Annotated in this window: 15 protein-coding genes; 11 read left to right on the top strand and 4 right to left on the bottom strand. The window is 71.4% G+C overall.

Features of this window, described 5'->3' with window-relative positions:
* Positions 1-22 precede the first annotated feature (22 nt).
* Positions 23-1,054 carry a class II fructose-bisphosphatase gene (gene glpX / locus B079_RS0102690; protein WP_018544230.1) on the top strand — a complete coding sequence of 344 codons (1,032 nt, stop codon included), beginning with the start codon at positions 23-25 and terminating at the stop codon, positions 1,052-1,054.
* A gap of 124 nt (positions 1,055-1,178) precedes the next feature.
* Here the strand turns inward: glpX and B079_RS0102685 are convergent, their stop codons facing one another.
* Complete coding sequence (locus B079_RS0102685) at positions 1,179-1,544, bottom strand: WhiB family transcriptional regulator (protein WP_018544229.1); 366 nt, start codon at positions 1,542-1,544, stop codon at positions 1,179-1,181.
* Positions 1,545-1,720: 176 nt separating this feature from the next.
* Positions 1,721-2,413, bottom strand: coding sequence for a DUF1707 SHOCT-like domain-containing protein (locus B079_RS0102680; protein WP_026248283.1), 693 nt, complete (start codon positions 2,411-2,413; stop codon positions 1,721-1,723).
* Positions 2,414-2,600: 187 nt separating this feature from the next.
* Here B079_RS0102680 and B079_RS0102675 point away from each other — a divergent pair, with 187 nt between their 5' ends.
* From B079_RS0102675 to B079_RS0102655, 5 genes are all read left to right on the top strand, one after another.
* Positions 2,601-4,271: a fumarate hydratase gene (locus B079_RS0102675; RefSeq protein WP_018544227.1), complete on the top strand. Its 1,671-nt coding sequence runs from the start codon at positions 2,601-2,603 to the stop codon at positions 4,269-4,271.
* A gap of 388 nt (positions 4,272-4,659) precedes the next feature.
* Positions 4,660-5,439, top strand: coding sequence for an SDR family NAD(P)-dependent oxidoreductase (locus tag B079_RS0102670; protein WP_018544226.1), 780 nt, complete (start codon positions 4,660-4,662; stop codon positions 5,437-5,439).
* 832 nt (positions 5,440-6,271) lie between these two features.
* Positions 6,272-7,660, top strand: a complete 1,389-nt coding sequence (locus tag B079_RS0102665) for a class II fumarate hydratase (RefSeq protein ID WP_018544225.1) — start codon at positions 6,272-6,274, stop codon at positions 7,658-7,660.
* Positions 7,661-7,744: 84 nt separating this feature from the next.
* Complete coding sequence (locus tag B079_RS0102660) at positions 7,745-8,434, top strand: DUF402 domain-containing protein (RefSeq protein ID WP_018544224.1); 690 nt, start codon at positions 7,745-7,747, stop codon at positions 8,432-8,434.
* 292 nt (positions 8,435-8,726) lie between these two features.
* Positions 8,727-10,844 (top strand): SpoIIE family protein phosphatase, encoded by a 2,118-nt coding sequence (locus B079_RS0102655; protein WP_018544223.1) that lies wholly within the window; start codon positions 8,727-8,729, stop codon positions 10,842-10,844.
* Between the two features lie 78 nt (positions 10,845-10,922).
* Here B079_RS0102655 and B079_RS0102650 read toward each other — a convergent pair whose 3' ends face one another.
* Positions 10,923-13,229 carry a transglycosylase domain-containing protein gene (locus B079_RS0102650; RefSeq protein WP_026248281.1) on the bottom strand — a complete coding sequence of 769 codons (2,307 nt, stop codon included), beginning with the start codon at positions 13,227-13,229 and terminating at the stop codon, positions 10,923-10,925.
* Positions 13,230-13,462: 233 nt separating this feature from the next.
* Here B079_RS0102650 and B079_RS0102645 point away from each other — a divergent pair, with 233 nt between their 5' ends.
* Genes B079_RS0102645 through B079_RS0102635 form a run of 3 tightly spaced genes read left to right on the top strand, consistent with a single transcriptional unit; the run spans position 13,463 to position 17,015 of the window.
* Positions 13,463-13,987 carry a PadR family transcriptional regulator gene (locus tag B079_RS0102645; RefSeq protein ID WP_026248280.1) on the top strand — a complete coding sequence of 175 codons (525 nt, stop codon included), beginning with the start codon at positions 13,463-13,465 and terminating at the stop codon, positions 13,985-13,987.
* Positions 13,984-14,673, top strand: coding sequence for an ABC transporter ATP-binding protein (locus B079_RS0102640; protein ID WP_018544220.1), 690 nt, complete (start codon positions 13,984-13,986; stop codon positions 14,671-14,673). The genes B079_RS0102645 and B079_RS0102640 overlap by 4 nt, the downstream gene beginning before the upstream one ends.
* A complete protein-coding gene (locus B079_RS0102635; protein WP_018544219.1) occupies positions 14,670-17,015 on the top strand; it encodes an FtsX-like permease family protein in 2,346 nt (781 codons plus the stop codon). Before B079_RS0102640 ends, B079_RS0102635 begins: the two co-directional genes overlap by 4 nt.
* Positions 17,016-17,088: 73 nt before the next feature.
* Here B079_RS0102635 and B079_RS0102630 read toward each other — a convergent pair whose 3' ends face one another.
* Positions 17,089-18,075, bottom strand: coding sequence for a LysR substrate-binding domain-containing protein (locus B079_RS0102630; RefSeq protein WP_018544218.1), 987 nt, complete (start codon positions 18,073-18,075; stop codon positions 17,089-17,091).
* Between the two features lie 135 nt (positions 18,076-18,210).
* On the opposite strand from B079_RS0102630, the gene B079_RS0102625 reads away from it, so the two are divergent.
* Positions 18,211-18,765: a peroxiredoxin gene (locus B079_RS0102625; protein ID WP_018544217.1), complete on the top strand. Its 555-nt coding sequence runs from the start codon at positions 18,211-18,213 to the stop codon at positions 18,763-18,765.
* A 3-nt stretch (positions 18,766-18,768) separates the two neighbouring features.
* The gene (locus B079_RS0102620; RefSeq protein ID WP_018544216.1) at positions 18,769-19,302 is read left to right on the top strand and encodes an alkyl hydroperoxide reductase; all 534 of its coding nucleotides are present in this window, start codon (positions 18,769-18,771) and stop codon (positions 19,300-19,302) included.
* The last annotated feature ends 23 nt before the right edge of the window (positions 19,303-19,325 follow it).

The raw sequence follows: 19,325 nt of genomic DNA, 5'->3' as shown, positions 1-19,325 counted from the left end.
CGTATCAGAAAGGTGCGCTCCGATGACCGAGCATCATCTGCCGTCCGAACTCGATGTCCCCTCCGAGGCCCCCGACCGCAACCTCGCCCTGGAACTGGTCCGCGTGACCGAGGCCGCCGCGATGGCCGCGGGCCGCTGGGTCGGGCGCGACGACAAGAACGGCGCCGACGGTGCCGCGGTACGTGCCATGCGGACCCTCGTCTCCACCGTGTCGATGAACGGCGTCGTCGTCATCGGCGAGGGCGAGAAGGACGAGGCGCCCATGCTGTTCAACGGGGAGCGGGTGGGTGACGGCACCGGGCCCGAGGTCGACATCGCCGTCGACCCGATCGACGGCACCCGGCTGACCGCCAAGGGCATGCCGAACGCGATCGCGGTGCTGGCCGCCGCCGAGCGCGGCGCCATGTTCGACCCGTCCGCCGTCTTCTACATGGACAAGCTGGTCACCGGCCCCGAGGCCGCCGACTTCGTGGACATCAACGCGCCCGTGGCGGTCAACATCCGCCGGGTCGCCAAGGCCAAGGGGTGCGCGCCCGAGGACGTCACCGTCGTCGTGCTCGACCGGCCCCGGCACGAGGAGCTGGTCAAGGAGATCCGGGAGACCGGGGCGCGCATCAAGCTGATCACCGACGGCGATGTCGCGGGCTCGATCCTGGCGCTGCGCGAGGGCACGGGCATCGATCTGCTGCTCGGCATCGGGGGGACGCCCGAGGGCATCATCTCGGCCTGCGCGGTCAAGTGTCTCGGCGGCACCATCCAGGGCAAGCTGTGGCCCAAGGACGAGGCGGAGCGGGAGCGGGCGATCGCGGCGGGGCACGATCTGGATCGGGTGCTCACGACCGAGGATCTGGTCAACGGGGAGAACGTGTTCTTCGTGGCGACCGGGATCACGGACGGGGAGTTGCTGCGGGGGGTGCGGTATCGGTCGGAGACGGCGACCACCGATTCCATCGTGATGCGGTCCAAGTCGGGGACGGTGCGGAGGATCGACTCCGAGCATCGGCTGCGCAAGCTTCGGGCGTACAGCGCGATCGACTTCGATCGGGCCAAGTAGCGCCTACTGAGGTGGGGGGCGGGGAGCGTTTGCGGGTGCCGGTCCCGGGTGGCTGGTCGCGCAGTTCCCCGCGCCCCTAAAAGACCTGCAGCTGAGGCCCCTAAAAGCGAAAAGCTCCTGCGGCTCAGCCCGCCATCCTCGGTGCCGGGGTCTTCTTCAGTTCCACCTCGCGGCGCCTGCGGCGGGCCAGGACCACTCGGCGTTCGGCTGCTGTCAGGCCGCCCCAGACGCCGTAGGGCTCGGGCTGGAGGAGGGCGTGTTCGCGGCATTCGACCATGACCGGGCAGCGGGCACAGACGCGCTTGGCCGCTTCCTCGCGGGAGAGCCGGGCGGCGGTGGGTTCCTTCGACGGGGCGAAGAACAGAGTGGCCTCGTCACGCCGGCACACCGCCTCGGTGTGCCAGGGCGCGTCCTGGTCCCTGTCCCGCTTCGGTGACCGCTGGGCCGGGACGGCGGCGACCTGCAGGGACGAACGCGGCGGTTGCAGCACGGTCTACTCCTGACGACGGCTTCGCGAGCGAGAGACGATGCAGCAAGCCCTACCCGCTGTGCGCGCGCCTATGCACTGCGTCCCCAACCCCGGGCGCACGGCGGCTTGTTCACACCCCCTCGCGCCCGGGCGCCGGTGGACGACGACTCCGTGGACCGTGCCGGAATTCGCGACCGTCAACGGTCCAGGTGTTTGCGCAGCTTGTGGTCGACCTTGTCCTGGACCCGGTCGAGGATGTCCGCCACGAAGCGGCCACGCTTGGGCCGGGCCTCGACATTGCCCATGACGGCCCAGCCGTCCACGTAGATCACGGGGGCCTGGGAGTCGGTCGAGTCGCGGGTGCTGACCTCGAAGTTGCCCATGACACCGCCGCCGGTGCCGCGCAGCGACACGTTCTCCGGGACGCGGATCTGGACGTCCCCGAAGACCGATATCGCCTTGATCACCACCTGCTGGTACTCGAAGACGGCCTCGCTGAGGTCGATCTCGACGCTGCCGAAGACCGCGAACGCGTGCAGCCGGCGCCCCGCGCGCCAGCGGCCCCGGCGTACGGCGCTGCTGAAGACGGCGACCACGCTGGCGTCGGCGTCGGCCGGGACCGCGCCCGGCATCGGGCGCGGCGGGGCGGTGACGGGCCCGCGCCGCTCGTGACCGGCCGGGAGGTCCTGTATGTAGGCATCCAGCTCGCCGACCGTCTTGGTGTGCAGCACCCCCTCGACGCGCTCGGCGTGCTCCTCGGCGGTCAGCCGGCCCTCGGCCAGGGCCTCGCGGAGGATGTCGGTGACGCGGTCGCGGTCGGCGTCGGAGGCGCGCAGCTCGGACACGCGCGCCTCCGGGCCTGGGGTCTGGGCGTGCTTGTGAAGGTCCACGACGGCAGCGTACCCAAACGCGATAGATCGCGACTAGGGGGTGTGGATAAGTCGCCCACCCGCCGCGCGCTCCCGGCGTGTCGCAAGTGAGCCTTACCTCACAAGAGCCCCCTTCGACGGGGGTTCTACGCTGGACAGGCTCGCCAGCGTCGGCGGGCCCCGTCCGTCGAGTGAGGAATGGGCTGAGATGCCTGAGTTCGCGTACACCGATCTGCTCCCCCAGGGAGAGGACACCACCCCGTACCGGCTGGTGACCTCCGAGGGCGTGTCCACCGTCGAGGGGCCGGACGGGCGGACGTTCCTCAAGGTGGAGCCGGAGGCGCTGCGCAAGCTGGCCGAAGAGGCGATCCACGACATCCAGCACTATCTGCGCCCGGCCCACCTCGCCCAGCTCCGCCGGATCATCGACGACCCGGAAGCCTCCGGCAACGACAAGTTCGTCGCGCTCGACCTGCTGAAGAACGCGAACATCGCCGCCGCGGGCGTGCTGCCCATGTGCCAGGACACCGGCACCGCGATCGTCATGGGCAAGCGCGGGCAGAACGTGCTCACCGAGGGCACGGACGAGAAACACCTCTCGCACGGCATCTACGACGCGTACACCAAGCTCAACCTGCGCTACTCGCAGATGGCTCCGCTCACCATGTGGGAGGAGAAGAACACCGGCTCCAACCTCCCCGCGCAGATCGAGCTGTACGCGACCGACGGCGGCGCCTACAAGTTCCTCTTCATGGCGAAGGGCGGCGGCTCGGCCAACAAGTCGTTCCTGTACCAGGAGACGAAGGCCGTCCTCAACGAGTCCTCCATGATGAAGTTCCTGGAGGAGAAGATCCGTTCGCTGGGTACGGCCGCCTGCCCGCCGTACCACCTGGCGATCGTCGTCGGCGGTACGTCGGCCGAGTTCGCGCTGAAGACCGCGAAGTACGCCTCCGCGCACTACCTGGACGAGATCCCGGCCGAGGGCTCGGAGCTGGGCCACGGCTTCCGGGACAAGGAGCTGGAGGAGAAGGTCTTCGAGCTGACGCAGAAGATCGGGATCGGCGCGCAGTTCGGCGGCAAGTACTTCTGCCACGACGTGCGCGTGGTGCGGCTGCCCCGGCACGGCGCGTCCTGCCCGGTCGCCATCGCGGTCTCCTGCTCGGCGGACCGGCAGGCCGTCGCCAAGATCACCGCCGAGGGCGTGTTCCTGGAGCAGCTGGAGACGGACCCGGCGCGGTTCCTGCCGGAGACGACGGACGCGCACCTGGAGTCGGAGGGTGACGTCGTCAAGATCGACCTCAACCAGCCGATGGACACGATCCTCGCCGAGCTGACCAAGTACCCGGTCAAGACCCGGCTCTCGCTCACCGGTCCGCTGGTCGTGGCCCGTGACATCGCGCACGCCAAGATCAAGGAGCGCCTTGACGCGGGTGAGGAGATGCCGCAATACCTGAAGGACCACTCGGTGTACTACGCGGGTCCGGCGAAGACGCCCGAGGGGTACGCGTCCGGGTCCTTCGGTCCGACCACGGCCGGGCGCATGGACTCCTACGTGGAGCAGTTCCAGGCGGCGGGCGGCTCCAAGGTGATGCTGGCGAAGGGGAATCGCAGCAAGCAGGTCACCGACGCGTGTGACGCGCACGGTGGTTTCTACCTCGGGTCCATCGGCGGTCCGGCCGCCCGGCTCGCGCAGGACTGCATCAAGAAGGTCGAGGTCCTGGAGTACGAGGAGCTGGGCATGGAGGCGGTCTGGAAGATCGAGGTCGAGGACTTCCCGGCGTTCATCGTCGTGGACGACAAGGGGAACGACTTCTTCCAGGACCCGGCGCCTGCGCCGACGTTCACGAGCATTCCGGTGCGGGGGCCTGGGCTGGCGTAGTGCCTCGGGGGCGGCGGGGTGTGGATCTCGCCCCCGCCGCCCCTACCCGTCCCGTCCCCAGGGGCTCCGCCCCTTCGACCCCGCTGGGGCCGCGCCCCAGACCCCGCTTCGGCCTGAACGGCCTCGTCCTCAAACGCCGGACGGGCTGGAGGGGGGCGGCTGATGCCCCCCAGCAGAGGGGCTGGGGAGTGTCGCCGGACGGGCGGGGGGTCGGCTGACAGCTGGGGGTGTGGCGGCTGACGGCCGGAGGCTGGAGGCTGACGGGCTGCGGGTGGCGGCTGACGGCCGGAGGCTGACGACCGGAGGAGCGTCGGCCGGAGGCCGGAGGAGTGTCGGCTGACGCCCCCCGAAGCGGCGGCAGTTGGGACCAGCCCCTAGGGTGCGGGGCATGACTTCCCCCGCGTACCTCTCCGGGCTCTTCTCCCTCGACGACCGCGTCGCCGTCGTGACCGGAGGGAGTTCCGGGATCGGGCGGGGCATCGCCGAGGCGCTGGCGCGGGCCGGGGCCTCGGTGGTGGTCGTCGCGCGGGGCAAGGAGGCGCTGGAGGCGACGACCGCGCAGCTCACCTCGCTCGGCTGCCGGGCGGCCTGGGTGAGCGCCGACCTCGGCAGCCGTGCGGGAGTACGGGCGGCGGCCGACGAGATCGTGAAGGAGTTCGGGGAGCCGGACATCCTCGTCAACTGCGCCGGGATCAACCTCCGTCCCCCGATGAGCGAGCTGACCGAGCACGACTGGGACCTCACCCTGGCCGTGAATCTCCAGGCACCCCACCTGCTGAGCCAGCGCTTCGCACCCGGCATGGCCGAGCGGGGCTTCGGACGGATCATCCACGTCAGCTCCCAGCAGGCACACCGCGCCTTCGCCCACTCCGGGGCGTACGGCGTCTCCAAGGGCGCGCTGGAATCCCTCGCGCGCTCCCAGGCCGAGGAGTGGTCGCCGTACGGCGTCACCTGCAACACCCTGGTCCCGGGCTTCGTACTGACCCCGCTCAACGCCCGCCTGTCGTCCGACCCGGACACGGTACGAGCCCTGGCCGCCCGCACCTTCATCGGCCGCAACGGCCTGCCCGAGGACTTCGCAGGCGCCGCCGTCTTCCTCGCAAGCCGCTCCTCCGCCTACATCACCGGCCAGTCCCTCTTCATAGACGGCGGCTTCTCCTCCCACTGACCACCCACCGCCCCCCACTCCCACCCCGCTGAGGGCTCGGCTCCGTGAGCGGGGCAGCGGAGAACCGGGGGCTGGGGTCACGCCCGGTGGGCAGAGTCGGGGCAGCGCGCCTGGCGTGATGGGCGCCGGACCCCGCCACCAGATCTCCCCCCATCGAACCAGGCACCCCAGCCCCTGAACCGCCTACTGCCCTTGTCCCTAAGCCCAGTTCACCCCCTGCCCAGCGCCAGCAGCTGCACCTCGCCCACAGACCCGAGCCCCCACCGCCGGCCCTCATCGGCAAATCCCCCACCCGAGCCGAGCCGGGCACCGCCGCCCCGACCCCGCCCACCGAGCCAAGCCCCCACCGCCCGGACCCCACTCCCACCACCGAGCCCCCACCCGTTGAGCCGGGCCACTCCTGCCCATGAGCCCGCCCACTGGTCGTGGCCCCACCGTCCAGCCCACCCGCTGCCCAGCGTCAGCACCGCTGCACCCCTGCCGCAGAGCCGAGTCCCACCGCCGGACCCACCGGGAAAGCCCCCACCACAGCTGCACCCCGCCCACAGACCCGAGCCCTCGCAGCCACAGCCCGAGCCCGCCGAAGCGCCGCAGGCCAAGGCCAAGGCCACTGCCGAACCCGAGGCCGCCGACGGCGAGGACGCCTCGCAGGGGCCACCCGCACCCGGCGACGAAAGCCGCACGGGTGGTGCGGGTGGGAAACAGACCGCCGCCGAAGGCGAAGCCGAGGCGGACCAGGCACAGCCGACCCCCGCCGACGACACCCCCGGCCCCGCCCGCGCGGCAGCGCCCCGCGAGGAACATCCCGCACCCCCCGTTCGCTGTACCAGGCATGAGTGACGACTACCGCATCGAGCACGACTCCATGGGTGAGGTCCGCGTCCCGGCGGACGCCAAGTGGCGGGCGCAGACGCAGCGGGCCGTGGAGAATTTTCCGGTGTCCGGGCAGCGGCTGGAGCGGGCGCACATCGAGGCGCTGGGCAGGATCAAGGGGGCGGCGGCGAAGGTGAACGCCGGGCTCGGGGTGCTGGAGCCCGAGGTCGCGGAGGCGATCGAGGAGGCCGCCGGGGAGGTGGCCGAGGGAAAGTGGGACGAGCAGTTCCCCGTGGACGTGTTCCAGACCGGGTCCGGCACCTCGTCCAACATGAACGCCAACGAGGTGATCGCGACGCTGGCGAGCGAGCGCCTGGGCCGGGACGTGCACCCGAACGACCACGTCAACGCCTCGCAGTCGTCCAACGACGTCTTCCCGTCCTCGATCCACATCGCCGCCACCGCCGCCGTCACCCGCGATCTGATCCCCGCGCTGGAACACCTGGCCGACGCCCTCACCCGCAAGGCGGAGGAGTTCGCCGACGTGGTGAAGTCGGGGCGCACCCACCTGATGGACGCGACCCCCGTGACCCTGGGTCAGGAGTTCGGCGGATACGCGGCCCAGGTGCGCTACGGCGTCGAGCGCCTGCGTGCCTCCCTGCCCCGCCTCGCGGAGCTGCCGCTGGGCGGGACGGCCGTAGGGACCGGGATCAACACGCCTCCCGGGTTCTCCGCCGCCGTGATCGAGGAGGTCGCGCGGGCCACCGGGCTGCCGCTCACCGAGGCACGCGACCACTTCGAGGCACAGGGGGCGCGCGACGGGATCGTGGAGACCAGCGGCCAGTTGCGGACCATCGCGGTCGGACTGACGAAGATCGCCAACGATCTGCGCTGGATGGCGTCGGGCCCGCGCACCGGCCTCGCCGAGATCCGGCTGCCCGATCTCCAGCCCGGTTCCTCGATCATGCCGGGCAAGGTCAACCCGGTCGTCCCGGAGGCCGTCCTGATGGTCGCGGCCCAGGTGATCGGCAACGACGCGACCATCGCCACGGCAGGCTCGGCCGGGAACTTCGAGCTGAATGTGATGCTCCCGGTGCTGGCCAAGAACGTACTGGAGTCGGTGCGGCTGCTCGCCAACGTCTCCCGGCTGCTCGCCGACCGCACGATCGACGGCATCACCGCCGACCGCGAACGCGCCCGCGAGTACGCCGAGTCGTCGCCCTCGGTCGTCACCCCGCTGAACAAGTACCTGGGGTACGAGGAGGCCGCGCGGATCGCCAAGCGCTCGCTGGCGGAGCGCAAGACGATCCGGGAGGTCGTCCTGGAGGGCGGCTACGTGGAGCGCGGGGAGCTGACGCGGGACCAGCTCGACGAGGCGCTGGATGTCCTGCGGATGACACATCCGTAACGGGCGTCCGCCGATTTCCGCCACCGGCACCCGGTCGTGGCCGACGCCACGGCATCGGGTGCCCATGGCACCTAATATCTGTCCATGGCGGACGACGAAGCGGTGAGACGAGCGGAAACGGACACGACGACGTACTGGGCCGCGGGCACCCCGATCCTGTGGCGGTACCGGGAGAACGCCGGTGCCGGTTTCCACATCGCCCGGCCCGTCACGGTCGTCCGGGACGACGCCGACCTGCTCGCGGTGTGGCTGGCGCCCGGCACCGAGTGCGTCAAACCCGTGCTGGCCGACGGCACCCCGGTCCATCTGGAGCCGCTGGAGTCCCGCTACACCAAGCCGCGCGGGGTGCGCCGGGACCGCTGGTTCGGCACCGGGGTGCTGAAGCTGGCGCGGCCCGGCGAGCCCTGGTCGGTGTGGCTGTTCTGGGAGCCGGGCTGGCGGTTCAAGAACTGGTACGTCAACCTGGAGGAGCCGCTGGCCCGCTGGAGCGGCGGCGTCGACTCCGAGGACCACTTCCTGGACATCTCCGTGAACCCGGACCGCAGTTGGCACTGGCGCGACGAGGACGAGTTCGCGCAGGCGCAGCGCGACGGCCTGATGGACGCCGAGACGGCCGAGCGGGTGCGGGAGGCGTCCCGGCGGGCGGTCGAGGGAATCCGGTCCTGGGGAGCGCCGTACGCGGACGGCTGGCAGCACTGGCGGCCCGACCCCGCCTGGGCGGTACCGTCGCTGCCGGAGGACTGGGACCGTACGCCCGCGCACGTGTCCTCATGAGACCCTTGATGCGCCCCCGGACCACAAACGTAGGATCGTCCTCCGCAAGGGCATCGAGTTGCAACTACCGGAACACACGCCGGGCTTGACCATATGTCACCGAGGGGCGGCAGGACGTGAGCGAGGGGTACGGGAACGGCGGCACCGGCCGGGCGGACAGCGCCCGGGGCGGCGGAACGACCCCTGACCACGCGGGAAATCCGTTCCCGGGGCACGTATTGCGGGTATCGGCATGTCGGCGGCACCACACGCGCGCCTGGCGCGCGGCCCCGGACGGACGGATTCGACACGCGTGACGGAGCAGCCCACTTCCTCCTACGAACGCCCCCAGCCGGGCGTGGACCCCGCGGACTCCCGCGGGGCGCGTCTGCGTACCCCGGCGCCGCTCGGCGGGCCGGGGCTGCCGGCCCAGTCCCGGGCGGACGGCCCGTCGTCCTCCCCGGGCACGCCGCCGCGCGGAAAGCGCGGCGGCGGCAAGGGGAACAAGGGGAAGGAGCCCCCAGTCAACGGCCCCGAGCACTCCCAGCCGGCCACCGCCGCCGAGCAGGGCAGCACCCACCGCCCCCGGCCCGCCCCTGAGGGCATTCCGGCCCAGCCGGGCGCCGAGCAGGACCGGACACCGGGCGCCCGTGAGCGCCGTACCGGACGCGGGCTGCCGCCGGGGCGGCCGATGCCCATGCGGCGCGACGGGGACCGGCTCCGGTTCGTGGGCGCGGCGACCCGGCGGATCGCGCGCGGCCTCGATCTCGACGAGATCGTGATGGGGCTGTGCCGGGCCACGGTGCCGACGTTCTCGGACGCGATCCTGGTCTATCTGCGCGACCCGCTGCCCGTCGGCGACGAGCGGCCCACCGGTCCTGTGGTGCTGCGGCTGCGGCGCAGCGACCGTGTCCCGGACGAGCGGGACACCGAGGCGCTGCTGCCCGCGCCGTACCCGGAGCCGGACGGGGAGTCCCCGGGGCTCGCCGCGTTCTCCGGGCCCTCCGCGCTGACCGCCGAGCTGTGCGAGGTGCGCCCGGGCGGCGCGCTGAACGAGGTGCTGCGCGGGGTGCGTCCGGTGTTCGCGGACTCGCCCGCCGCCCGCGCCGCGCTGCCCGAACTGCTCGGCGAGGAGGGCGAGGCGCTGGTCCCCGACGGGCAGCACGCGATCCTCGCGCCGCTGCGCGGACGGCGCCGGGTGATCGGCGCCGCGCTGTTCCTGCGCCGCCCCGAGCGCCTGGCGTTCGAGGCGGAGGACCTGCTGGTCGCGGCGCAACTGGCCACGCACAGCGCGCTCGGCATCGACAAGGCGGTGCTGTACGGCCGCGAGGCGTACATCGCCGACGAACTCCAGCGCACCATGCTGCCCGAGACCCTGCCGCGCCCCACCGGTGTGCGGCTGGCCTCGCGCTATCTGCCCGCGGCGGAGACGGCGCGGGTGGGCGGCGACTGGTACGACGCGATCCCGCTGCCGGGCAGCCGGGTGGCGCTGGTGGTCGGTGACGTCATGGGCCACTCCATGACCTCGGCGGCGATCATGGGCCAGCTGCGCACGACCGCGCAGACCCTGGCCGGACTCGACCTGCCCCCGCAGGAGGTGCTGCACCATCTGGACGAGCAGGCCCAGCGCCTGGGCACCGACCGCATGGCGACGTGTCTGTACGCGGTCTACGACCCGATAGCGCAGCGCATCACCATCGCCAACGCCGGTCATCCGCCGCCGGTGCTGCTGCACCTGGGCGGCGACGCCGAGGTGCTGCGCGTGCCGCCGAACGCGCCCATCGGAGTCGGCGGGGTGGACTTCGAGGCGGTCGAGCTGGAGGCGCCCGCCGGGGCCACGCTGCTGCTGTACACCGACGGTCTGGTGGAGTCCCGGCTGCGGGACGTGGCGACGGGCATAGAGCAGCTGCGCGAGAAGCTGACAGCGACCGCGCGGCTGACCGGTCCCGGTCATCCGCCGCCGCTGGAGGCCCTGTGCGACGAGGTGCTCGACATGCTCGGCCCGGGCGACCGGGACGACGACATCGCGCTGCTCGCCGCCCGGTTCGACGGGATCACCTCCAGCGACGTGAAGCACTGGACGCTGGACGCGCACGACGCCACCCCGGGCAAGGCCCGCAGGCTGGCCCGCGCCGCGCTGGCCGAGTGGGGCCTGGAGGACCTGACGGACTCGCTGGAGCTGCTGGTCAGCGAGGTCGTCACCAACGCGGTGCGCTACACCACGCGTCCGGTGTCCGTGCGGCTGCTGCGCACGGACGTGCTGCGCTGCGAGGTGTCCGACGACATCCCGCGGCTGCCCCGGCTCTGCCAGGCCCGCGCCACGGACGAGGGCGGGCGCGGGCTGTACCTGGTCAACAAGCTGGCCCGGCGCTGGGGCGCGACCCGGCTGAGCGCGGGCAAGGTGGTGTGGTTCGAGCTGAGCGGAAGCTGAGCCCGCTCGGCTCGCGGTACGACGCAGGGCGCCCGGCGAATCGCCGGGCGCCCTGCGCGCTGCCGAGGGCCTGTGGCCTCAGCCGTCGTCCCTGCCGTTCTGGAAGTCGAACGGGTTCTGCGGGGTGGACTGCCCCGTGGGCGGTCCCGAGGTCGGCGGCTGGGTCGTCGGCTGGTCCGTCGGCGGCGTCTCGCTCTCCGTGGGCGGCTCGGTGGTCGGCGGCTGGGACGGCGTCTCCGACTCGGTCGGCGAGCTGGAGGGCGACTGCGAGGCGGACTCGGACGGGCTGTCGCTGACGGTCGGGGTGTCCGTCGGGGCGACGGCGGCACCCTGCGTGGTGTCGAGGTCGAAGGGGACCTTGTCGGTCACGCCGAAGGTGTACGCGGCCCAGATCTGCGCCGGGTAGCCACCGCCGTTGATACGGCCGGGCGCCGGGAGGAGACCGGTCGCACCCGTCATCGACACGTGCGCGTTGCCCCGTTCGCCGAACAGGCCGACCGAGGTGACCAGGTCGGGCGTGTAGCCGGTGAACCAGGCGGACTTGTTCTCGTCCGAGGTACCGGTCTTGCCCGCCACCTGCTGGCCGTTGCGCAGCGGGTTGGCCGCCACCGACTGCCGCGCGGTGCCGTCGTCGACCACGCCGGTGAGCACGGAGGTCACAGTGTCGGCGGCGGTGCGGCTGATCACCTGACGGCCGATCGGGTCCGGCATCCGCACCGAACGGCCCTTGCTCTCCGCGGACTTGATGAGGGTCGGGGTGACCTTCCGGCCGTGGTTGTCGAAGGTGGCGTAGATGCCGGCCATGTCCAGCGGGCTGGCGCCCATGGAGCCGAGCGTCTGCGCGGGGACGGCCTGCATGCCCTTGGTGTCCATGCCGAGCTGCTTGGCCGTGTCCATGACCTTCTGCATCCCGACGTCCACGCCCATCTGTGCGAAGACGGAGTTCACGGACTTGTTCATGGCCTGCTGGACGGTGATCTTGCCGTAGCTGGCGTTGTCCTCGTTCGGCGGGGCGAAGCCGACCTCGGTGCCGTGGTCGGTCACCGGGTGACGGCTGGTGCCGTCGTAGACGGTGTTCGCGTTGATGGGGCGGCCGTCCTGCGTGGTGGCGCCCTGTTCCAGCGCGGCGGCGAGGATGACCGGCTTGAAGGTGGAGGCGGGCTGGTAGTCGGGCCGGGTGGCGTTGTTGGTCCAGTGCTTGAAGATGTCCTGGCCGCCGTAGAGGGCGACGACATGGCCCGTCTTGGGGTCGACCGAGACGGCACCGGCCTGGATGTCGCCGTCGACCTTGCGCTTCTTCGGGTCGAGCTTGGAGGTGAGCTGGCTCTTGACGGCCTTCTCCAGCGCGGCCTGCTTCTTGCGGTCGACGTTGAGGGTGATGGTCCAGCCCTTGCCGATGACCGCGTTCTCCGCCTGTGAGGCGGTCAGGCCCTGCTGCTTCATGAGCTGCTGCTCGAGCTGCTTGTTGGCGAGGTCGACCAGATAGCCCGTCTGCCCGTCGAGACCGGGGGCGGCCTTGGGCTCCTTGGGCGTCGGGAACGTCATCCCGGCGCGCTCGGCCTTGGACAGCCAGCCCTGCTTGACCATGTTGTTCAGGACGTAGTTCCAGCGCTGCTTCACCAGCGTCCGCCCGGTGGGCGTGGCGGCCTGCCAGTCGTACTGGCTGGGCGCCTGGAGCAGAGCGGCCAGATAGGCGCCCTCCTCAGGCGAGAGCTTCTGGGCGTCCTTGTGGTAGTACGCCTGGGCGGCGGCCTGGATGCCGTACGCGTTGCGTCCGTAGTAGCTGGTGTTGATGTAGCCCGCGAGGATCTCGTCCTTGGACTTCTCGCGCTCCACCTTGAGGGAGATGACCAGCTCGTTGAGCTTGCGGGTGACCGTCTGGTCCTGGTTCAGGTAGTAGTTCTTGACGTACTGCTGGGTGATGGTCGAACCACCCTGCTTGCCGCGCCCCGCGAGCGTGTTGAGGATGCCGCGCGCGGTGCCCTTCAGGTCGACGCCGGGGTCCGTGTAGAAGGACTTGTTCTCGGCGGCGACGAAGTCGAGCTGGACCTTCCGCGGCACCTTCGACAGGTCGACGATCTCGCGGTTGACCTTGCCGGAGCGGGCGATGACCTTGCCGTCGCTGTACTTGTAGATGTTGCTCTGCTGCTGGGCGGCCACATTGCCCGCCGGGATGTCCACCGACAAATAGAACGCGACAAAGGCGCCGATACCCAGCAGACAGGCGCCGAGGAATGTCCCGAGGATCTTCTTCCAGGTGAAGAGCCTGCGTATCCAGCTCTTGGCGGGCTTGCCGCCACCGGGCGCCGGGGACGGCGAGCGGCCTCCGGGTGCCGCGCGGCGACCGCCGCGCTGACGCGCTCGTCTCTCTTCCGCTCGTCCCATAGGTCCCTTCGCTCCGCTTCCGTCTCGGGGTCAGCTCCGAAAGCTAACACCCCTCTATGTGACAAAGAGCGCCTGATCCGCTCCTTCGGGGACGTGAGAATGAGCACCCCGCCCTATCGGAACCGACGGAATCAAGAGGCCGAAGGTTGCCTCATGGGGTGCGATCGGCAGCACGTATTCGATTCCGGACCCACTATGAACCCGGCGTATACACCGTGTGTAGAGTGCTCGCCATGTCCATCGGTCACTCACTCCTGGGACTCCTGGAGTCCGGCCCCCGGCACGGTTACGACCTGAAGCGGGCCTTCGACGAGAAGTTCGGCCACGACCGGCCCCTGCACTACGGCCAGGTCTACTCGACCATGTCCCGGCTGCTGAAGCACGGGATGGTGGAGCTCGACGGCGTCGAGTCCGGCGGCGGACCCGAACGAAAACGGTACGCCATCACCGATGCCGGGATAACCGACGTCGAACGCTGGCTCGCCACCCCCGAGAAGCCCGCCGAATACCTCCAGTCGACCCTCTACACCAAGGTCGTCCTCGCGCTGCTGACCCGGCGCGACGCGGCCGGACTGCTCGACAGCCAGCGCTCCGAGCATCTGCGCGCCATGCGCGCGCTGACCGAGCGCAAGCGCGGCGGCGACCTCGCCGACCAGCTGATCTGTGACCACGCCCTGTTCCATCTTGAGGCCGATCTGCGCTGGCTGGAGCTGACCGCCGCGCGCCTGGACCGGCTCCGCACGGAGGTGACCTCGTGATACCCCCCGAAGGCTCCCTGCTCCACGCCCGGGACCTGCGCAAGACCTACGGCCCCACCACCGCACTCGACGGCGCCGACTTCTCCATCCATCCCGGCGAGGTCGTCGCCGTGATGGGCCCCTCCGGCTCCGGCAAGTCGACCCTGCTGCACTGTCTCGCCGGGATCGTGCTGCCCGACGCGGGCACGATCACCTACTCCGGCCGCGAGCTGACCGCGCTGAGCGACGCCGGGCGCAGCGCCCTGCGGCGCGGCGAGTTCGGGTTCGTCTTCCAGTTCGGGCAGCTCGTGCCGGAGCTGACCTGCGTGGAGAACGTGGCGCTGCCGCTGCGGCTGAACGGCACCGGGCGCAAGGAGGCCGAGAAGGCCGCGCTGGAGTGGATGGAGCGCCTGGAGGTGGACGACCTCAGGCGCAAACGGCCCGGCGAGGTCTCCGGCGGCCAGGGACAGCGGGTCGCGGTGGCGCGGGCGCTGGTCACCGGGCCCCGGGTGCTGTTCGCGGACGAGCCGACCGGCGCGCTGGACTCGCTCAACGGCGAGCGCGTGATGGAGCTGCTGACCGACGCCGCCCGCTCCACGAACGCGGCCGTCGTCCTCGTCACGCACGAGGCCCGGGTCGCCGCCTGGTCGGACCGCGAGATCGTCGTACGCGACGGCCGCACCCGGGACATGGAGCGGGCCGGATGAGCCTGCGGCAGTACGCCCGCGACCTGGGGATGGGGGTCCGGTTCGCCATGACCGGAGGGCGCGAGGGGTGGGTCCGTACGGCACTGACGGCGGTCGGTGTCGGTATCGGAGTGGCGTTGCTGCTGCTGACGACCGCGATACCCCGCATGCTGGACGCGCGCAGCGACCGCGAACTGGCCCGCCAGGACTTCTCGTTCAGCGCGACGGACCGGCCGAAGGCCGACGACACGGTGGTCGTCGCGGCCACCGACACCTGGTGGCACGACAAGAACATCCGGGGCCGCCTCCTCGATCCGGAGGGCCCGAAGGCGCCGCTGCCGCCGGGGCTGAACCGCTTCCCGGCCGAGGGCGAGATGCTGGTCTCCCCCGCGCTGCGGGACCTGCTCGCCTCCCCGGGCGCCCGGCTGCTGCGCGAGCGGCTGCCGTACAAGATCACCGGGACCATCGGCGAGAGCGGTCTGGTCGGTCCGCGCGAACTCTCCTACTACGCGGGTGCCGAGGATCTGAAGCCCCGGGCGGGCGGCGCCCGCACGAACCGGCTGACCCACTTCGGGCAGACCCAGCCCTGGCAGGGCAAGGACGACCCGGTGCTGCTCCTGCTGACGACGGTCGTCTTCGTGACCCTGCTGCTGCCGGTGGCCGTGTTCGTCGCGGCGGCCGTACGGTTCGGCGGCGAACGGCGCGACCGCAGGCTGGCCGCGCTGCGGCTGGTGGGCGCCGACGGCCGCACGACCCGGCGGATCGCGGCGGGCGAGGCGCTGGCCGGTGCGGTGCTCGGCCTCCTCGTCGGCGCGGTCCTCTTCCTGGCCGGACGCCACCTGGCGCCCCTGGTGGAGATCCGGGGCGAGAGCTTCTTCCCGAGCTATGTCACGCCCTCCCCCGTGCTCGTCGCGCTGGTCGTGGTGGCGGTCCCGGTGTGCGCGGTGCTGGTCACCCTGTTCGCGATGCGCACCGTGGTGGTCGAACCGCTCGGCGTGGTGCGCGCGGCCTCCACCGGCAGACGGCGGCTGTGGTGGCGGCTGCTCCTGCCGCTGTCCGGGCTGGCGATGCTCTGGCCGATGCTGGACCAAGGCCGTGTCCACGGCGACTTCAACCAGTTCCTCGTCATCGGCGGCGTCCTGCTGCTGCTCGTCGGGGTGACCGCGCTGCTGCCCTGGCTCGTGGAGTGGGGTGTCCTCCGGCTCGGCAGCGGCCCGCTCTCCTGGCAACTGGCCGTGCGAAGGCTCCAGTTGAGCGGCGACATGGCGGCCCGCACGGTCAACGGCATCGCGGTGGCGGTGGCCGGGGCGATCGCGCTCCAGATGCTGTTCGCGGGCGTGCAGGACCAGTACGTGAAGGACACCGGCCACGATCCCACCCGTGCGCAGATCGAGGTCGACCTCACCGACCGCACCGATCTCACCTCGGCCACCGAGGCGTTCGCCCGGACCGAGGGCGTGCGGGCGTCGGTGGGGCTGGCCACCACGCACCTCGGTGACAAGGCGCTGGAGCCGGCCTCCTATCTCGACCTGGTCGTCGGCGACTGCGCCGCCCTGCGGGAGCTGGCCCGGCTGCCGTCCTGCCACGACGGCGACATGTTCACCGTGAACAGCCCCGGCGACTCCGGCGCGTTCGACCGGCGGATGCGCGAGAGCCTGCTGCGGCCCGGCCGACCCGCCTGGATCGACCCGCGCTTCGTGGGCGGCCCCGGTCTCGCGGTCCCGCTGCGGCTCCCGGCCGCGCTGCCGCACGCGGCCTTCCGCGCGGACTCCCTGATGCACAGCGTCAACGGCCTGCTGATCACCCCGTCCGCGCTGCCCGCCGCGGCCGGACCGGCGCTGTCCAGCCGGGTCTTCCTGCGCCTGGATTCATCGGTGCCGGACGCACGGGAGTACGTGCGCAACACCGCCGCGCGGGTGGACCCGGTCTCGGACGTCCTCGCCTGGGCGCCGACCACGACCGACGGCGGGTTCGCCTCCCTGCGCACCGGCCTGTTCATCGGCGCGACCTGTGTGCTGGCGCTGATCGGGGCGAGCCTGCTGGTCGCCCAGCTGGAGCAGTTGCGCGAGCGGCGCAGGCTGCTGTCGGTCCTGGTCGCCTTCGGCACCCGGCGCCGGACCCTGGGCCTGTCGGTGCTGTGGCAGGCGGCCGTACCGATCGCACTGGGCGTCGCGCTGGCCTCGGTGGTGGGCCTCGCCCTGGGCGCCGTACTGCTGCGCATGACGGCGACGCCGGTACGGGTGGACTGGCCGAGCGTGCTGTCCCTGACGGGGGTGGGCGCGGCGATGGTCGCGGCGGTGACCCTGCTCAGCCTGCCGCCGCTGCTGCGGCTGACGCGGCCCGAGGGGCTGCGCGCGGAGTAGCCCCTCGGGGGCTGAGCATCCCTCAGGGACGGGACGGGCGGGGCTCCTCGGTGCTTCACGGAGCCCCGCCCTCTCACGCCTCCGCGTCCAGCACCCGCACCGGCAGCGGGCGCAGGGACTCCCGCAGGGCGGCGGCCAGTTGCTGGTACTCGCTGCCCCGGGCCGCGCCCGCGCGCATCGCGAGACCGACGCGGCGGCTGGGGGCCGGGTCGGCGAAGCGCGCGGTGCGCAGCCGGTCACCCCGGGCCGTCTCCAGGTCCATCGCGGTACGCGGCAGCAGGGTGCAGCCGAGGCCGCCCGCGACGAGCTGGACGAGGGTGGACAGCCCGGCGGCCGTGGTGGTGACCGGTGCGGTCGCCGGACGCCCGCCGCGTCCCGCGCCCCGGAACTCGCGCCCGGCCTCGCGGCAGATCTCCAGCGCCTGGTCGCGCAGACAGTGCCCCTCGTCAAGGAGCAGCAGGTTCAGCTCCTTCAGCGCCTCGCGCGGGATGCCGTCGCCGCCGCCCAGCGGATGGTCCAGCGGGGTGACCAGCACGAAGTCCTCGTCGAACAAAGGGAGTTCGACCACCCCGGGCACGGCGAGCGGCACCGCGAGCAGCAGCAGGTCAAGGCGCCCGGAGTGCAGTCCCTCCACCAGGTTCGCGGTCTGCTCCTCGTGCACCTGTAGGTCGAGCTGCGGATAGCGCTCGTGCACCAGCCGCAGCACGGTGGGCAGCAGATACGGCGCGACGGTGGGGATGACCCCGAGCCGCAGCATCCCGGTGAACGGCGCGCGCACCGCCTCGGCCTCCTCCAGGAACGCCCCGACCTCCGCGAGCACCGCCTTGGCCCGCACCGCGAGCCGTTCCCCGGCGGGCGAGAGCAGCACCTTGCGGGTCGTACGCTCGACGAGGGTCACACCGAGCGCGTCCTCCAGGGCCGAGACCGCGCCGGACAGCGCGGGCTGGCTCATCCCGATGGCCGCCGCCGCGTCCCGGAAGTGCAGATGCTCCGCCACCGCCGCGAAGGCCCGCAGCTGCGCCAGACTCGGCTGCTTCCGGGTGCCGCTACCACTGGTCACCGATAACCTCCTCCGATCAATGACACCGAGTGTAGCTATTTCCCTAATCAATGCACCCTGTGCCACCATCAGGCCAGTCCAACCCATGGAAAGTGCCTCCCGACCAGGGGTGCTTCCTCGCTGCAAGGAGAGCAAGTGCTCACTGTCGGTGACAAGTTCCCCGAGTTCGAACTGACCGCCTGCGTCTCGCTGGAGAAGGGCAAGGAGTTCGAGGAGATCCACCACAAGTCCTACGAGGGCAAGTGGCTCGTCGTGTTCGCGTGGCCGAAGGACTTCACCTTCGTCTGCCCGACCGAGATCGCCGCGTTCGGCAAGCTGAACGACGAGTTCGCCGACCGTGACGCGCAGATCCTCGGCTTCTCCGGTGACTCGGAGTTCGTGCACCACGCCTGGCGCAAGGACCACCCGGACCTGACCGACCTGCCGTTCCCGATGATGGCGGACTCCAAGCACGAGCTGATGCGCGACCTGGGCATCGAGGGCGAGGACGGCTTCGCGCAGCGCGCCGTCTTCATCGTGGACCCCAACCGCGAGATCCAGTTCACCATGGTGACCGCCGGTTCCGTCGGCCGTAACCCCAAGGAGGTCCTGCGGGTCCTCGACGCCCTCCAGACGGACGAGCTGTGCCCGTGCAACTGGACCAAGGGCGAGAACACCCTGGACCCGGTCGCCCTGCTGGCCGGTGAGTGACCCATGTCGCTCGACTCGCTGAAGTCCCGTGTCCCGGACTACGCCAAGGACCTGAAGCTCAACCTGGGCTCGGTCATCGGCAACTCCGACCTTCCCGCGCAGCAGCTGTGGGGCACCGTGCTGGCGACCGCCATCGCCTCGCGCTCCCCCATCGTCCTGCGCGAGCTGGAGCCGGAGGCGAAGGCGAACCTCACCCCTGAGGCGTACGACGCGGCCAAGGCCGCCGCCGCCATCATGGCGATGAACAACGTCTTCTACCGCACCCGGCACCTGCTGTCGGACCACGAGTACGGCACCCTGCGCGCCGGTCTGCGGATGAACGTCATCGGCAACCCCGGCGTCGACAAGGTCGACTTCGAGCTGTGGTCCTTCGCGGTGTCCGCGATCAACGGCTGCGGCCTGTGCCTGGACTCGCACGAGCAGGTGCTGCGCAAGGCCGGTGTCGAGCGCGACGTGATCCAGGAGGCGTTCAAGATCGCCTCCGTGATCCAGGCGGTCGGCGTCACGCTGGAGGCGGAAGCCGTTCTGGCCGAGTGATCGGCTCCTGACGGCCCCGGGGC

Origin of the sequence: Streptomyces sp. LaPpAH-108, assembly GCF_000373625.1 — a bacterium.
In the GTDB taxonomy this organism is placed as follows: Bacteria; Actinomycetota; Actinomycetes; order Streptomycetales; family Streptomycetaceae; genus Streptomyces.
Note: the sequence above shows the minus strand (reverse complement) of the source record. Positions and strands in the feature narration are given on the sequence as shown.

Bases quoted from the DNA above. Each gene is read 5' to 3' on its own strand.
- glpX (WP_018544230.1), top strand. From the start codon at position 23: ATGACCGAGCATCATCTGCCGTCCGAACTCGATGTCCCCTCCGAGGCC.
- B079_RS0102675 (WP_018544227.1), top strand. From the start codon at position 2,601: ATGCCTGAGTTCGCGTACACCGATCTGCTCCCCCAGGGAGAGGACACC.
- B079_RS0102670 (WP_018544226.1), top strand. From the start codon at position 4,660: ATGACTTCCCCCGCGTACCTCTCCGGGCTCTTCTCCCTCGACGACCGC.
- B079_RS0102665 (WP_018544225.1), top strand. From the start codon at position 6,272: ATGAGTGACGACTACCGCATCGAGCACGACTCCATGGGTGAGGTCCGC.
- B079_RS0102660 (WP_018544224.1), top strand. From the start codon at position 7,745: ATGGCGGACGACGAAGCGGTGAGACGAGCGGAAACGGACACGACGACG.
- B079_RS0102650 (WP_026248281.1), bottom strand. From the start codon at position 13,229: ATGGGACGAGCGGAAGAGAGACGAGCGCGTCAGCGCGGCGGTCGCCGC.
- B079_RS0102645 (WP_026248280.1), top strand. From the start codon at position 13,463: ATGTCCATCGGTCACTCACTCCTGGGACTCCTGGAGTCCGGCCCCCGG.
- B079_RS0102635 (WP_018544219.1), top strand. From the start codon at position 14,670: ATGAGCCTGCGGCAGTACGCCCGCGACCTGGGGATGGGGGTCCGGTTC.
- B079_RS0102620 (WP_018544216.1), top strand. From the start codon at position 18,769: ATGTCGCTCGACTCGCTGAAGTCCCGTGTCCCGGACTACGCCAAGGAC.